Below are 14,881 nucleotides of genomic sequence, written 5' to 3'. Positions count from 1 at the left end.
GAAGGAACAGAAGCTGCTGTTCGTTATCTCTATGAGCTGGGACACCGGAAAATCGGCATGATCAACGGCCGTCTGAATACCTATTCGGGACGGCAGCGCAATAAGGCGTATCTGGAAACGTTGTATCAGTGCGGCCTGGAAGTGGAGCCCGCATTCATTTTAAACGGCGGGTTCATTCGCGAAACCGCACGCCAAGAGGTGGCGAATCTGCTGGCCGGAGGAACTTGGCCAACGGCTTTTCTTTCTGCAAATGACGAGATGGCACTGGGTGCTCAGGAGGCTCTGAAGGAGCATGGCTTGAAGGTGCCCGCAGATATCTCCCTTATCGGGTTTGACGACACGCCTGCTGCTGCACAAATGACACCCGCGCTGACTTCCGTGCGTCTCCCCATCTATGATATGTCCAGAACAGCCGCAGAGACCGTCGTGAATTTATGCGAAAAAGAGGGATCGGGCTTCCAAAGCTTCGCTTTCCCCTCCCTACTCATCGAGCGGGACTCGTGCCATACGTTGTAATAGCCGTCATGGCCGTCCCCAACGCAAGCTTCCTTTTAAGATGCCCCCTAACGGGGTTCATCCAACGCGAGAATTAACGCGCGTTTATAAATTATTTCAGACAGGAAAGGTGCTGTGACAAATGAAGTTCGGTTTTTTTGACGACGTCAACAAAGAATATGTCATCAACACGCCCAAAACTCCTTATCCCTGGATCAACTATCTGGGTTCGGAAAACTTTTTCGGGCTGATTTCCAACACGGCTGGAGGTTACTGCTTCTATCGTGACGCCCGTCTCCGCAGATTGACCCGTTACCGTTATAACAACGTGCCTGTTGATAGTGGCGGCCGCTACTTCTACCTGCACGACAATGGCGATTACTGGACCCCGGGTTGGGCACCGGTCAAACGGGATTTGGATTTCTATGAGTGCCGTCACGGCCTCGGCTACTCCTCGATCACCGGCGAACGCAATGGCGTCCGCGTCAATCAATTGGCTTTCGTTCCGCTGAAATATAACGGCGAAGTGCACAAGCTGACGGTTTCCAACACTTCGAACGATATCAAGAAGGTTACCCTTTTCTCCTTCGTTGAATTCTGTCTCTGGAATGCACAAGACGACATGACCAACTTCCAACGGAACTTCAGCACCGGCGAAGTGGAAATCAAAGGCTCCGTCATCTATCACAAAACCGAGTACCGTGAACGCCGCGACCACTACGCTTTCTTCTCGGTGAACCACCCCATCGATGGCTTCGACTCCGATCGGGAAACCTTTACCGGACTTTACAACGGCTTTGACAGCCCGCAAGTCGTAGCCGCCGGAAAAAGCTCCAACTCCGTTGCCAGCGGCTGGGCTCCTGTCGGTTCCCACAGCCTGAATATCGAGCTGCAACCGGGAGAAGAGAAAACCTTCATCTTCATTCTGGGTTATGTGGAAAATCCGGATGAAGAAAAGTGGGAAGCGCCCAGCGTGATCAACAAAACCCGCGCAGAAGCGATGATCGCCAATTTTGCCACCGACGCCGATGTTGAAAGAGGCTTGGCTGAGCTGGCCGCTTACTGGAACAACCTGCTCTCCAAATACATGATCGAAAGCGGCGACGATAAGCTGAACCGGATGGTCAACATCTGGAATCCCTATCAATGTATGGTTACCTTCAACATGTCCCGCTCCGCTTCCTATTTCGAATCCGGCATCGGCCGGGGTATGGGCTTCCGCGACTCCAACCAGGACTTGCTCGGTTTCGTTCATCAAATTCCGGAACGTGCAAAAGAACGGATTCTCGATATCGCCGCTACCCAATTCGAGGACGGCAGTGCCTATCACCAATACCAGCCTTTGACGAAAAAAGGCAACGACGAAGTCGGCCGCGGCTTCAACGACGATCCGCTCTGGCTCATCATCGGCACGGCAGCTTACATCAAGGAGACCGGCGACACCAGCATTTTGGATGAAGACGTTCCTTTTGACAGCAACCCGAACAACTCCGCCACGCTGTTTGAGCACTTGAAGCGTTCCTTCTATCACGTGATCAACAACCTCGGTCCTCACGGATTGCCGCTCATCGGCAGAGCCGACTGGAACGATTGCCTCAACCTGAACTGCTTCTCCAGCACGCCGGGAGAATCGTTCCAAACGACGGAAAACATCGAAGGCAAAGTAGCGGAATCGGTCTTCATCGCAGGCCTCTTCGTCTTCTCCGGCCCGGACTTCGCCGAGATTTGCCGCCGCAGAGGACTGGATCAAGAAGCCGAGAAAGCGCTGGCCCACATCGAATCGATGAAAGAAACCACCATGAAGCACGGCTTCGACGGCGACTGGTTCCTGCGCGCCTACGACCACTATGGTGATAAGATCGGCTCCAAGGAATGCGAAGAAGGCCAAATCTTCATCGAGCCCCAAGGCATGTGCATCATGGCCGGTATCGGCGTGGAAGACGGATCGGCCAAGCGCGCTTTGGAATCCGTTCAAGAACGTCTCGATACCAAATACGGCATCGTGCTGCAAAACCCGCCTTATTCCAAGTACTACATTAACTTGGGTGAAATTTCGACTTATCCTCCGGGCTATAAAGAAAATGCGGGTATTTTCTGCCACAATAACCCGTGGATCATGATCGCAGAAACCGTCATCGGACGGGGCGACCGCGCCTTTGAAGTCTATTCGAAGATCGCTCCGGCTTACTTGGAAGAAATCAGCGATATCCACCGCACCGAGCCTTATGTTTACTCGCAAATGATCGCCGGCAAAGACGCTGTTCGTCACGGTGAAGCGAAAAACTCCTGGCTGACGGGAACTGCCGCCTGGAACTTCATCGCCATCACCCAGGACATTCTCGGCATCAAACCGGATTTCGACGGACTCAAAGTAGATCCTTGTATTCCGGCTGCTTGGGATGGTTATACCATTACCCGCGTATTCCGCGGCGACACCTATGTCATCAAGATTTCCAACCCGAACCACGTATCCAAAGGCGTTGCCAGCGTAACCGTCGACGGCAAAGCCATTGCCGGCAACGTGCTGCCTGCCATCGGTGACGGTGCCGTTCATCAAGTGGAAGTCGTGATGGGCTAATACCATGAAAATCCCGCGGATATTCCTTTGTGCGCTGATGATCATCGCTCTATTGGAAGCCGCAGGCTGCAGAAAAGAAGAGGCGTCATCTGACGCCTCTTCATCCATAAGCAAGCCCTCATCCTCGTCAGCCTCGGCCAGCTCATTGCCATCCCAAAGCCAGTCAGGGTTCCAACAACAGGATAAGCAGGAGGAAGTAGACGGAATGATTCATATCAATCAAATCGGTTACCGGCCTAATGATCGCAAGCTTGCCGTTATCCATGTAAAAGACGGCAAATCAAACCTTTTTGAAGTCCGCTCGGCGGAAAAAGAAACAACGGTATTGAAAGGTAAGCTTCAAGATAAAGACGGCAATAGCGATTCCGCCAAGCCTGTTCTCGATTCTCTTTCTGGGGACAACTTAATGTATGCGGATTTCAGCGCTATAACGGAGCCCGGACAATATTACATCACCGTTGCCGGAGTCGGAAAATCCCAACCCTTCGCCATAGGCGCCGATGTCTATAAAGAAGTCAAGAACGCACTTTTGAAAGCGCTGTACTATCAGCGTTGCGGCACCGCTTTGGAAGCTTCCTATGCAGGGGAGTGGTCACACGGAAGCTGCCATCTGGAAGACGGCTATCTCTATCGAAACCAGGAGAAGCATATCGATGTCAGCGGCGGTTGGCATGACGCCGGCGATTACGGCAAATATGTCTCGCCCGGCGCCGTTACGGTCGGCTTCATGCTCCTCGGTTATGAACTCATGCCTGACCGCTACGCCGACACCGTCAACATTCCGGAAAGCGGCAACGGCATTCCCGATGTGCTGAACGAGGCTCGCTACGAGCTGAATTGGCTGTTGAAAATGCAAGATACGGCAAGCGGCGGGGTCTACCACAAAGTCACCCGGCTTAATTTCGAGGATTTCATCATGCCGGAAGAAGATATGATGACTCGCTACGTTATGGATATCTCGCCCACGGCGACAGGAGACTTCGCCGCCGTCATGGCAATGGCCGCCCGAATTTATCAACCCTTTGACAAAGCTTTCGCCGACAAGGCACTGAAAGCCGCCGAACTCGCCTGGAAGTGGCTCGCCGCCAATCCCAACGCCCCAGGCTTTACGAATCCCGGGGACGTTATTACCGGGGAATACGGAGACAGCGACTCCCGGGATGAGCGGGCTTGGGCTGCGGTAGAGCTGTACCGCACGACGGGCAAAACACTCTATCACGATGCCCTTCACAAAAGTTGGGAAGCCACTGCCGCATTGCTGACTGCCGCGCCGGACAGCAAAATCGTAGACTTCGGCTGGGCCAACGTCAGCGGCTTCGCCTTTACCTCTTACCTGACCTTGGCACCGGAAAAACGTGATGAGACTCTGTACGAAGCCTTGCGCTTGCAATTTATGAAGGAATACCACGCCCTCTTTGCCGAAACCGCAGCCACCGGCTATCATATGGCAATGACGGCTGACGATTTCATTTGGGGCAGCAGCATGGTGGCGATGAACCATGCGACTCAGCTTATCATCGCCGATCTGCTGGAACCGGGAGAAGGCTTCGGCGGCGCAGCTCAGGATCTTTTCCACTACCTGCTCGGACGCAATCCCCTCGATCTCAGCTTCGTCACCGGCATTGGAGCGGCATCTGTGCAAAAGCCGCACCACCGTCCTTCCATCGCCGATGGCATCGACGCCCCCATTCCCGGACTGGTCTCGGGAGGCCCTAATAAGGGAAGGCAGGATGAAGTGGCTCAGCAGTTGCCGGCGGACACTCCGCCAGCCCGTGCCTTTGTTGACGACATGGGCAGCTATTCCACAAATGAAATCGCCATTTATTGGAACGCTCCCGCTTTATTTGTAGCGGCTTATCTTGATCATAGCCACTGATTTTTCAATTCGATAAACATGCGTATACGCCAATGAAAAAGCTGTCCCTCCGCCATCTTGCGATGGTTGGGGGACAGCTTTTTGCTTTATGCGTTTCATTTGCGGGCTTGGACGAACCGGCTGCTGAGCTGGCGCAGCCGTTCTTGCCGCCTCATTCCACGCAGCTTCTCAATTTTCTGCCGCGACTCCGCATCGACACTGAGCAAGTCATACAGCAGCGCAGCTACTACCAGCAGAGAGAAGATGAGCCAGGCAGCGGCAAAGATGGACGGCGACGACCAGCCTTCGCCAACGGGCAGCTGCGGAATGGCATAGATCATCATACCCAGGGCGAGAAACAAATAAAGGATACTCTTATAGTTTTTCATGGCAACCGCTCCTTTTCCCGGCTTGTACGCTACATTGTATGCCGGAGATGAAGCGGGTATGACCATGCCGCCCTTCATGCTGCTCCTCATGCAGTGCAGCTCTTAATACTGCCCCATCCAGATGTAGATGAACGATTGCATCAAACCGATTACCCCACCCAGCAGCACGCCCAGCCAGGTGATGGCGCGAAATTCTTTTCCGGACAGGCTGAGAATGATCTCCTCCACCTGTTCCACCGGGAATTTGTTGACTTCATCTTCCACGATAACCGGGAGCTGAATAGCTTCAAGCATCCGCTCCAGATTGTTCGCCAACAAGTTGATCAGCCCGCCAGAAACGGCAGGAACCTGCGCCAATAGCCAATCTCTACGGGATCCAATGATATCCGACAGCCGCATACGTCCGGCATCTTCAAGCCACTCTCCCCACTTGAGCCAAGTTTTCACCAGATCGCCGATCCAATCTTGCGGGTCCTTATGGGTTGCCAGACGGATGGCGTCTCCTAAAGGCATTTGCTCCAAATCCTGCAACTTGCGGTAGATGAAACTGCCGATCAGACTGTAAAGCTCAGGGGAATCCAACTGGCGAAGAACGGCCGCCTTCACTCTGGCAGTCATTTTATTCTCATCCATAAACATACCGGCAAGAGAGCCCAGAAAGCCGCCGCCCTGCTCCAATATACCTGAAGTAATCTTGCGCAACATCTGATCGGATCGGGGAGAAGACAACTCCTCTTTTATTTGAGCGAGGAGAGCTTCCGTTCCTTTACGCGCCAAATCTTCTCTCCGGTCTTCGGACCATTCCGGCAAAAGCGCTTGAATTGGCAGCTCGTCCAGTTTTCCCCGATTCCAAATATCGAGCACTTTCTCTCGGGTCTGCTCCGTGAGCCAACCTTCCAGCCGCTGTTTAATCGCTTCAACCCGCTCCGGCGGCCAATACCTCAGCAGCGTTTGCTCCAAAGTATCCTCTCGGGAAGCCCAGAGGTTGATCGTCTCGCTCAAACGGTTTTCGATGCTGCCGCGGAAGACAGGCTTGAGCAGCATTCCTTGCAGACCTTCTTTTGTTACCAAGTGAGTGACGACCACTTTACCCAAGGATCGCCCGATTTCTTCTTTTCGTTTAGGAATAAGTCCGGGCGTAAACGGAAGCTTGATACCAAACCAACGGATTTCCCGGCGAGGGTGAAACAGCATTTTAATTGCAAGATGATTGGTTACGCCGCCGACAAAAGCAGCAACGGATACACTGATAATAACAAACCAGAACTCTTTCACAAGGGGGCTCCTTTGCTTCTAAGATGGGCGTTTCGCAAGCACCAAGGGTTTTTAGTCCTCATATGATGAATAAGCGTATCGCCTGAGAAACAAAAACAGCGTACACCATTTTCATGTTGAAGTAAAATGGCGGTCTGTAGGCGAAGGCGACGATATCTGAAGCCGAGAAAAATGGGAGGGCCTTCCATGATCAACAAACAGACGCACCAGCTGGGGATCATGGTTTGCCATCGGGAAGGCGACCCGCCGTTCCGAGACCGTGCCGCGCTGGCCGATATGTGCCGCGTCGGTGATGCGAACGGAGTGGAAGTCGTCGTTTTCTCTCCCCTTTCCTACGATTCCATCCTCCGTATGATTACCGGCTATCGTTATCGTTCAGAGGAGGGTCAATGGCAAAAGAAGGTGATGACGGTCCCCGCTCTCGTGTACGATCGCCTATTTGGCGCTTACGGTGAGGAAGAAAAGCGGTACCGCCTTGCAGCCGACCGACTCATGGCGGAATGCCGCCTTCAAGCCCTTTCCCACCGCATCGGTGGAAAGTTGGCGGTTCAGGTGCTGCTTTCGCGCCATACTGCTCTGCAACCGCACCTGCCAATTGCAGAGCCCCTCGGCAGCGGCCTTGGTGCACTACGCCGGCTCAAAGAGCAGGGGAAGGCGTTCCTGAAGCCTGACAATGGTTGTCAGGGAAAAGGCGCCGTCAAGCTGCTCTGGGAGCGCGTCTCTGCGGCTGCGGGTCTTGGCGCGACGATGCTAACGGCAAGCGGTCGAGACGCAGACAATCAACCTTTTACATGCCGCTTCCGTGATGAAAATGAGTTGCTGATCTGGCTTAAAGACTTTACCCGCAGGCGTCGCTATCTCGCGCAGGACTTTCTCGACCTGCAGGATGACGACGGCGCGGTATGCGACATCCGGACACTCGTACAGAAAGATGGCAAAGGCTGCTGGAAAATTAGCGGTATGGCCGTACGGCGAGGCTTGCCTGGCAGCGCAACATCCAATCTGCACGGTGGAGGCGCCGCAGAAGAGCTCGACCCTTATCTCCTACGCAAACTCGGAGCCGAACAGTCAGCCGCCGCCAAAAATCAGCTGCGCCGGCTCTCACTAGGAATTGCCCATGTCCTGGAGCGACACTATGGCAATTTGGCGGAGCTTGGCCTCGACTTTGGAATCGACCGAGGAGGACATCTCTGGTTTATTGAAGCTAATTCCAAACCCGGAAGGGCATCCTTTTGCAAAAATGATCCGTCTGTTGACAACCTTCAATATGCAGCGCCGCCCATCCTCTACGCCAAGGGCTTGCTGGCTGCACGCCCGATTTTTCCGCTTCCCGACAAAGGATTTACACCGGCCGCAATCCGTAAGGATGCAGATCCGGACACCATTCCGAGCCGCAACCGTTTTGCCAGGCAAAACGTTTAGGAGGAACTTTCGATGGTTTTTTCGTCATGCACCGTTCTCGTTACCCCACAGCAAAGCCAGACGATATCCCTCACACGCTCCCTAGCCCGTAAGCTTGAGCTTTCAGGAGTCCGCTCCTGCTCCCTAAGGGTGGGCTCCCGCAGTTTTACCTGTTCCGTTTCCACCTTGAACCGGCAAGGCGACTACCTCTCCATCCCTTCATCCGTCGCTTCCAGCATTCTTCTCCCCGGTTCCGGCAAATGTCTGGTGAAAAGCGATCATAACCGCGAAATTCAAATCGGGCCGCTTATCGGCATCCTGACCACTACATCCGCAAAAGGCACCGGCACCCTGTTCGGCTCCCGCAGCCCCCTTTTTCGCGATATGATTCAAGCGGGCAAGGGCAACAGCTTCTACTTCATCTTTACACCGCAAGGCGTTAACTGGCGGGATGAGACGGTATCCGCCTATTTCCCTTCTGCCAATGGAGGCTGGATTCGCAGAACGGTTCCGCTTCCCGATGTCATTTATAACCGGCTGCCCAACCGGGCCAGCGAAAAAAGCTTGTATATCCGTGAATTCAAGGAACGGTTTACGCGCCGTAAAATCCCCCTGCTCAACTGGGAGTTTTTCGAAAAATGGGATGTTTACCGGCTGTTGCAAAACGATTCGGACGCTTACAGTCACGTACCGGACTCTTCACTGAACCCAAGCTCTCAAGAAATCAAATCGATGCTGGATAAACATCGTTTCGTTTATTTAAAACCGACGGGAGGCAGCTTAGGCTTCGGGATCTACCGACTGACCCATAATCCGTCAAAGGGCTATTTTGCTCGGTACCGTGAGGGCAAAAGCAATCTGCTGTTCCGTTTCCCACGCTTTGAAGGACTTATGAATATGATTCGCCGCAAAAAAATTCGCCTCTCTTCTTATGTGGTGCAGCAGGGCATTCAGCTGATTGAAATCGACGATTGCCCCATTGACTTTCGCTTCCACATGACCAAGAACGGGAACAACGATTGGGTTGCCGCTGGAATCGGAGCGAAAAAAGCCGGCAAAGGCAGCGTCACCACCCACGTCCGTACTGGCGGCCAGTTATTGACTCCTGACCGGGCTATGCGGGAAGTATTTGGCGATCGGAGCACCTATCTGCTGCAGGAAATGGAAGATGTGGCGATTCGGCTGGCAAAATCCATCGAGCTGCATTCCACCCGCAACTTGGCGGAGTTGGGCATCGATTTAGGTATCGATCAAGACGAGAAGATTTGGATGTTTGAAGCCAATTCCAAACCGGGCCGCACCATTTTCAAGCATCCCGATCTGAAACATCAAGGCAAAGACATATCGGGTAATCTGTTTGAGCATTTCTTGTACGTTACTCGATTCCGGTAAGGAGGGAAGATCCGTGAGATTGGCGTCGAATGCCCCCTCTCCTCAAATATCCGTCGCCATCCTGACCATGTCCGATCCGGAGAGGACCTTCCGCGGGAATATGAACAATTTCATAGACCTCATCCGCACGGGAAAAGAGATGGGAGCTTTCATCTATGTCGCTACCATCGACGACCTGAAGCCGGAACGTAAGCGGATATACGGCTATGTCCATCACCCCGAAAGCGGGATGTGGATCCGTCAGCTGCTACCTCTTCCCCAAGTGATTTACAGTCGTATCCCAAACCGCAAAGACGAGCAACAGCCTGAAGTTCAGGCAGTGATTCGCTCCATCCTAAAAAAGAAATCACCGGCGCTTTTCAACCCGTATTTCTTCAATAAATGGACGCTGTATGAATGGCTGGACCGTTCCAAAGCGACCCGCCGTTTTATCCCGGCTACCCGCAAGCTCTCTACTCCCGAGGATCTCGCTGCCTTTATGGGGAAACATCCGACGATCTATCTCAAACCGATAAGAGGAAAAGCAGGCACTGGCATCATGAAGTTGGAGAAAGGTTCGAAAAGAGATCGATTTTGGTGCCGCCTTCATCTTCAGGAAAAAGAAAAAAGCGTAACGTCCAAACACTACAATCTGATTCAGCTTTGGACGCAAATCAAGCAGGAAACGTTTGGCGAAGAATACATTATGCAACAAGGCATCCCTCTGGCCCGCGTCGACAACCGTCCGTTTGATTTAAGAGTGCTTGTGCAAAAGAACGGAAAAGGCATATGGAGCCTGTCCGGGATCGGAGCTCGTGTGGCGGGGCGTAAAAGCATCACCACTCACGTTCCCCGTGGAGGCTATATCGACAGCCCGGAAAATGCTCTCATCTCAGTATTCGGCGAAGAAAAATCGCCACAACTATTAAAAAAAGTGAAAAAAAGCTCCCTATATCTTGCCAGGCATATCGAACGGGAATCCGGCGTTCCTTTAGGGGAAATGTCGATGGATTTAGGTGTCGATAGCAATGGGCGGATCTGGTTTTTCGAAGCCAATTCACGGCCTATGAAATTCGACGAACCGGAAATCCGCACCAAATCCCTGGAATCCATTGTCAACTACTGCCTCTATCTTGGCAAGTCGGGAGTGAGAAATAAGGTGAAGTCGACATGAATTCACCTTTACTAGGGGTCATGACCCTCTACCTGAAAGGAAAGAAGATCGATTCGGAAGAACTGCCCTTCTTCCGCAGCCTGATCCAGCACGGAAACCGGATCGGTCTGACGGCCTTCGTCTTTACCCCGGAGGATGCCGATGCGCACGGGAAGCGAATCAACGGACTCTTTTATGACGGGAGCAGCGGGAAGTGGCTGCGAAAATGGACGCGGCTCCCGGATCTTGTATACGACCGCTGCCGCGGCATCCGCTCGCCTCGCTTCAACCAAATGAGGCGCTTCCGCTCCAGTCATTCCCGTTTGCTGTATTTGAATCATCCCATCGCCAATAAGTGGGGAGTCCATCAGCTGCTGCAGGAAAACAAGACGACCGCCGGCAATCTCCCGGAGACCAAACGCTACAGCGGGGCAGCGAATCTTGCCGCTTTTCTCGGCAAACATCGGCTCGTCTTTTTAAAACCGAGGGATGGCTCCGGCGGCCTCGGCATCGCTTCTATAGAGCGGGCAGAAGATGGGCTCTATTTCCTTAAGGGGCGGGACCCTCATCGACGCATCATTCCGGCGAAACGGCTCAAGGCCGGGGACATCCCCGGCCGGCTGGCTTCCTGGGGCCTTGGCCCGCGGTACATCATGCAGCAAGGCATACCCATCAAACTTTCCGATAACCGCGTCCACGACTTCCGGCTTCTGCTGCAAAAGAACGGCAAAGGGCGCTGGGAGCTGACCGGCATCGCTGGAAGGGTAGGCGGCACGGGGAGCGTAACGTCCAACCTGCATGGAGGCGGGGAAGCTATCGGTTTTGAACATCTGCTAGCCCGCAGGCAAATGCATGTAGACAAAATTACAGCAGTACACAACGAGATGACCCAACTTTCACTGGCCATCGCCAAAGTCCTTGAGCGGCGATTCGGGCGTTTATGTGAATTGGCCCTGGACCTGGCTGTCGATCCTAACGGCAAAGTTTGGCTTTTGGAAGTAAACCCTAAGCCCTCCCGGGATGTGTTTCGCCGAATTGGCGATAAGGAAGCCTACCGCCAAGCGGTAGAAAGCCCCGTTGACTACGCTCTTTGGCTGTACCATAACAAAGGGAAACATAACGCCACGGAAGATTGATCGAAAAGGGTCGACCCGCCGGTTCTGAAGAATGTCATAAAAAAAGCGCAAGCCGTCGTTATGACGGTTTTGCGCTTTTCTCCCTTATTAGACGATAAGCCAGCCGTATGTTTTAGTTCTCATCAGCCAATAGATCAAGAAGCTTCGGAAAAGCGCTGATGCGTACGTCGGAGCCAGCCAACTCGTTTTGGCCGCCGAAACCGGCGTAATCGCAGCCGATGACCTTAAGCCCGTTCTTCTTGCCCGCCTCCACATCGGAAGAGCGGTCTCCCACCATCCAGGCGGAGCTTATTCCGTGGGTATCCAAAAGCAGTTTGACCAAATCCACCTTGGAGCGGGTCAAGTATTCCCCGGCGCTGTATAGGTTCTCAAATAGCGGAGCAACACCCTTATGCTGGGCAATCCGTTTCACGTAATCCTCGAGCCCGTTGCTAGCCACAAACAGGCGTATTCCTCGGTGGTGCAGAGCCTGCAAGGTCTCCGCCACTCCCGGATATAGCTCCCCTTCTCCCAACTTCAAGCAAGCCAATTGGTGATAGAGCAGCAGCTCATCCGCCCGCTGGTGCACTTCCCTGGGGGAATCGGGCATCACTCTCTTCCATATGTCTTCCAGAAGCATACCCAGTCCGCCCAATATCCGCTCCTCAGGAGGAGTCTCCCCCGAATACAGGCCTTCCTTCCTCAAATCATCAAATAAACGGTGATAAGCGGTTAACAGTATCGACTCCGTTTTGAACAGTGTGCCATCCATATCAAAAATCATCGCATCCGGTTTCTCCAGCTTTTCCTGTATCGCAGTCATCGTTACTTCCTCCGTCTCCGCCGAAAAATCCCCACGGCTTCATCTTCCCTATGTAAGCAAAAAAACATGCGCAAGTCAACAAACCTGTCCACTCCTCAATGCTGACTTTAAGCAAAAAGACGAACTCCCGCAAGGATGTTCGCCCTTTCTCGTTTAAAACACTTTCTGCGCGGCGCACTCATGCTTCAAAATTTCAACCGCCTCACGGAAGCGTTGGGAATGAACCACTTCCCGCTCCCGCAGGAATTTGAGGGCATCTTGGAGATCCACATCATCGGTCATGTCGATCAGCCACTGATAAGTCGCCCGCGCTTTTTCTTCGGCTGCAATATCTTCATATAAGTCCGCGATCGGATCGCCTTTGCTCTGAATATAGGCCGCCGTCCACGGCACCCCGGCAGCGTTTTGATAGAAGAGCCCATTGTCATGAGCCACATAATGGTCGCCTAATCCCGCCGCCTTCATCATAGCCGGAGTGGCATCCTTTGTGAGCTTATAGGCCATCGTTGCGATCATCTCGAGGTGCGCAAATTCCTCCGTACCGATATCCGTTAGCAGCCCTACCACTTTATCCGGTATGGAATACCGCTGGTTCAAATACCGCAGGGCTGCTGCCAGTTCGCCGTCTGCTCCGCCGTATTGCTCCAGCAGCAGCTTCGCCATATGAGGGTCGCACTTGCTTACGCGCACCGGGTATTGCAATTTTTTTTCATAGATCCACATCTTCTCTCGTTCCTCCCCATTAACTTAAACCTGCCAAGGCCAAGGGGGCTGGGACCACTCCCACGGCTCCCGCGAAAAGCTACGTCCAAATTGAAGCAGCGGCCCATACAGCTCCTCAAAGCGTCTGGCCAGTTCTTGGCGTTCCTGACTGAGACGATTGAATTGGCGCAAAGCATAGGGGTCAAGCGGGTGGGTATCCAAATAAAGCGTCAATTCCACCAGCGCAAAATCGACGGCCTGCAGATCTTGCAGCCTCTGATAATAAGCAGCATCCAGTGTTATCGCCATAGTCGCAATTCTCCTTTTCTCAACATCTGGCTTCATAGGGGCTGAATAGGCAGGGCCAGAGAGTGCCTGCTTTCAACGCCTCGCATAAATCAAATTGCGGCAACATCATGGGCTGAAAGCCGAGAAATAATTGAGGCGGGGTACTAAATACCTTCACCCGGATTGGCGGACATGGATCACAAGGACCAATAAACGGTTCCCACATGCGGTACTGGGCGATCAAGGGAGAGGCCTCCTTTGGATTTTCTTCTTTACCATATGACAGATGCCTATTATCGGTGCAGCCCAGAGGCTAGAGCCAAATAAAAAAGCCTTCTTGCGGCACACAGCCGAAGAAGGCGGTTCATTTTTTCGAAATAAAGAGGACAGCTAATCGATTTTGATCTTAATGTTAAGCAAGCCTACCTCAACCATGGATCTAAAAATGATGACCACCAGAGGACCGACGAACAGCCCGGTTAAGCCCATCACCTTCAGCCCGATAAACATGCTCATAAGCGCCGATAACGCGCTGATGCCTACGGCGTCGCCCAAGATTTTCGGTTCGGCGACTCTGCGTACCACCAGCGTAACCAGATAGAGGACGAGTAGACCGATGCCGATAAAGGTATTGCCGAGCACCAATTGATAAATCGCCCATGGAACCAGCACCGTCCCCGTTCCCAACACCGGCAGGATATCCACGACGGTCGTAAGAAAAGCTAGAGCGAGGGCATAGGGTACTCCCAAAATCATAAAACCGATCAACACGATGATGAAAATAATGATGCCCATGATAATTGCTGTAGACAGGAAGCCGTTGATCGCCCGGCGCAGTGTCTTCATTACCGTATCCACTTTTTGCGAGGTTTTCTCTTCAAAAAGGTTGAGAAACGATGCCTTTAACTGCGGCAAGCTCATGCTGATCAGGAACAACCCGGCGAGAAACACAACAAATGCCAGAAATATATTCGGTATGGTGGTCACCAGCGAGAAAGCATAGTTGGCAAATCCCGTCAAAAACCCAGAAAGAGACTTGATCGCCGAGCCCAACCCCGTTTTAGCCTGATCCGCCAGCTCCGGTGAGAAGGAATTTAGCAGATTTTGCAGCTTATCGGAAACCGTATCAACCACGTTAGTATTGTCCAGATAATTAGGCAAATTGTTGATCAGGTCTGAGCTTTCCTTGTAAATTTTATTCCCGAGGGAATAGCTGAGAAAGAGCAGCAACAAAGTAAACAGAGTGGAGACAATTAACGAAGCGTATTTTCGATTCATCCGCATATGCTTCATCATCAGCAATACCAACGGATCGAGCAATAAGGCGACGACAAGGGCAAGCAAAAACGGCGCGGCGTACTGAATGCCCGCGTATGCCAGGAGAGCTCCAACTATGATGATCACAATCGTTTTCGTGGACATTCTTGCACTTCCTT

The 14,881-nt window shown here is 52.7% G+C and carries 14 protein-coding genes; 7 read left to right on the top strand and 7 right to left on the bottom strand.

Annotated features, from left to right (window positions below):
- From TJ79_RS22445 to TJ79_RS22435, 3 genes are all read left to right on the top strand, one after another.
- Positions 1-516: substrate-binding domain-containing protein (locus tag TJ79_RS22445; RefSeq protein WP_040952587.1), on the top strand; the 516-nt coding region annotated here is incomplete at its 5' end.
- A gap of 121 nt (positions 517-637) precedes the next feature.
- Complete coding sequence (locus tag TJ79_RS22440) at positions 638-3,073, top strand: glycoside hydrolase family 94 protein (protein ID WP_040952586.1); 2,436 nt, start codon at positions 638-640, stop codon at positions 3,071-3,073.
- A 4-nt stretch (positions 3,074-3,077) separates the two neighbouring features.
- Positions 3,078-4,949 (top strand): glycoside hydrolase family 9 protein, encoded by a 1,872-nt coding sequence (locus TJ79_RS22435; RefSeq protein WP_081757093.1) that lies wholly within the window; start codon positions 3,078-3,080, stop codon positions 4,947-4,949.
- 95 nt (positions 4,950-5,044) lie between these two features.
- Here TJ79_RS22435 and TJ79_RS22430 read toward each other — a convergent pair whose 3' ends face one another.
- A complete protein-coding gene (locus tag TJ79_RS22430) occupies positions 5,045-5,407 on the bottom strand; it encodes a hypothetical protein (protein WP_155987999.1) in 363 nt (120 codons plus the stop codon).
- A 12-nt stretch (positions 5,408-5,419) separates the two neighbouring features.
- Positions 5,420-6,592 carry a DUF445 domain-containing protein gene (locus TJ79_RS22425; RefSeq protein WP_040952584.1) on the bottom strand — a complete coding sequence of 391 codons (1,173 nt, stop codon included), beginning with the start codon at positions 6,590-6,592 and terminating at the stop codon, positions 5,420-5,422.
- A gap of 186 nt (positions 6,593-6,778) precedes the next feature.
- Here TJ79_RS22425 and TJ79_RS22420 point away from each other — a divergent pair, with 186 nt between their 5' ends.
- From TJ79_RS22420 to TJ79_RS22405, 4 genes are read left to right on the top strand one after another with little or no spacing between them, the layout of a single operon-like run.
- Positions 6,779-8,014 carry a YheC/YheD family endospore coat-associated protein gene (locus tag TJ79_RS22420; protein WP_052339881.1) on the top strand — a complete coding sequence of 412 codons (1,236 nt, stop codon included), beginning with the start codon at positions 6,779-6,781 and terminating at the stop codon, positions 8,012-8,014.
- 12 nt (positions 8,015-8,026) lie between these two features.
- Entirely contained in the window at positions 8,027-9,385 is a 1,359-nt protein-coding gene (locus TJ79_RS22415) for a YheC/YheD family endospore coat-associated protein (RefSeq protein WP_040952583.1), read from the top strand.
- A 13-nt stretch (positions 9,386-9,398) separates the two neighbouring features.
- Complete coding sequence (locus TJ79_RS22410; RefSeq protein WP_238323109.1) at positions 9,399-10,538, top strand: YheC/YheD family endospore coat-associated protein; 1,140 nt, start codon at positions 9,399-9,401, stop codon at positions 10,536-10,538.
- The gene (locus TJ79_RS22405) at positions 10,535-11,653 is read left to right on the top strand and encodes a YheC/YheD family endospore coat-associated protein (RefSeq protein WP_052339880.1); all 1,119 of its coding nucleotides are present in this window, start codon (positions 10,535-10,537) and stop codon (positions 11,651-11,653) included. The genes TJ79_RS22410 and TJ79_RS22405 overlap by 4 nt, the downstream gene beginning before the upstream one ends.
- A gap of 112 nt (positions 11,654-11,765) precedes the next feature.
- Here the strand turns inward: TJ79_RS22405 and TJ79_RS22400 are convergent, their stop codons facing one another.
- From TJ79_RS22400 to ytvI, 5 genes are all read right to left on the bottom strand, one after another.
- The gene (locus tag TJ79_RS22400) at positions 11,766-12,455 is read right to left on the bottom strand and encodes an HAD family hydrolase (RefSeq protein ID WP_040952582.1); all 690 of its coding nucleotides are present in this window, start codon (positions 12,453-12,455) and stop codon (positions 11,766-11,768) included.
- A 153-nt stretch (positions 12,456-12,608) separates the two neighbouring features.
- Entirely contained in the window at positions 12,609-13,178 is a 570-nt protein-coding gene (locus tag TJ79_RS22395) for a manganese catalase family protein (protein WP_040952581.1), read from the bottom strand.
- Between the two features lie 24 nt (positions 13,179-13,202).
- On the bottom strand, positions 13,203-13,466 hold the full coding sequence (locus TJ79_RS22390; protein ID WP_040952580.1) for a spore coat protein CotJB: 264 nt from the start codon (positions 13,464-13,466) through the stop codon (positions 13,203-13,205).
- 19 nt (positions 13,467-13,485) lie between these two features.
- Positions 13,486-13,671, bottom strand: coding sequence for a spore coat associated protein CotJA (locus TJ79_RS26910; protein WP_081757095.1), 186 nt, complete (start codon positions 13,669-13,671; stop codon positions 13,486-13,488).
- A gap of 164 nt (positions 13,672-13,835) precedes the next feature.
- Positions 13,836-14,867, bottom strand: coding sequence for a sporulation integral membrane protein YtvI (gene ytvI / locus TJ79_RS22385; RefSeq protein ID WP_040952579.1), 1,032 nt, complete (start codon positions 14,865-14,867; stop codon positions 13,836-13,838).
- Positions 14,868-14,881: the final 14 nt, after the last annotated feature.

Origin of the sequence: Gorillibacterium massiliense, from assembly GCF_000455485.1 — a bacterium.
GTDB lineage: Bacteria > Bacillota > Bacilli > Paenibacillales > NBRC-103111 > Gorillibacterium > Gorillibacterium massiliense.
This window is presented reverse-complemented; position numbering and strand designations above follow the sequence as displayed.

Bases quoted from the DNA above. Each gene is read 5' to 3' on its own strand.
- TJ79_RS22440 (WP_040952586.1), top strand. From the start codon at position 638: ATGAAGTTCGGTTTTTTTGACGACGTCAACAAAGAATATGTCATCAAC.
- TJ79_RS22435 (WP_081757093.1), top strand. From the start codon at position 3,078: ATGAAAATCCCGCGGATATTCCTTTGTGCGCTGATGATCATCGCTCTA.
- TJ79_RS22430 (WP_155987999.1), bottom strand. From the start codon at position 5,407: ATGAGGAGCAGCATGAAGGGCGGCATGGTCATACCCGCTTCATCTCCG.
- TJ79_RS22420 (WP_052339881.1), top strand. From the start codon at position 6,779: ATGATCAACAAACAGACGCACCAGCTGGGGATCATGGTTTGCCATCGG.
- TJ79_RS22415 (WP_040952583.1), top strand. From the start codon at position 8,027: ATGGTTTTTTCGTCATGCACCGTTCTCGTTACCCCACAGCAAAGCCAG.
- TJ79_RS22405 (WP_052339880.1), top strand. From the start codon at position 10,535: ATGAATTCACCTTTACTAGGGGTCATGACCCTCTACCTGAAAGGAAAG.
- TJ79_RS22400 (WP_040952582.1), bottom strand. From the start codon at position 12,455: ATGACTGCGATACAGGAAAAGCTGGAGAAACCGGATGCGATGATTTTT.
- TJ79_RS22395 (WP_040952581.1), bottom strand. From the start codon at position 13,178: ATGTGGATCTATGAAAAAAAATTGCAATACCCGGTGCGCGTAAGCAAG.
- TJ79_RS22390 (WP_040952580.1), bottom strand. From the start codon at position 13,466: ATGGCGATAACACTGGATGCTGCTTATTATCAGAGGCTGCAAGATCTG.
- TJ79_RS26910 (WP_081757095.1), bottom strand. From the start codon at position 13,671: ATGTGGGAACCGTTTATTGGTCCTTGTGATCCATGTCCGCCAATCCGG.
- ytvI (WP_040952579.1), bottom strand. From the start codon at position 14,867: ATGTCCACGAAAACGATTGTGATCATCATAGTTGGAGCTCTCCTGGCA.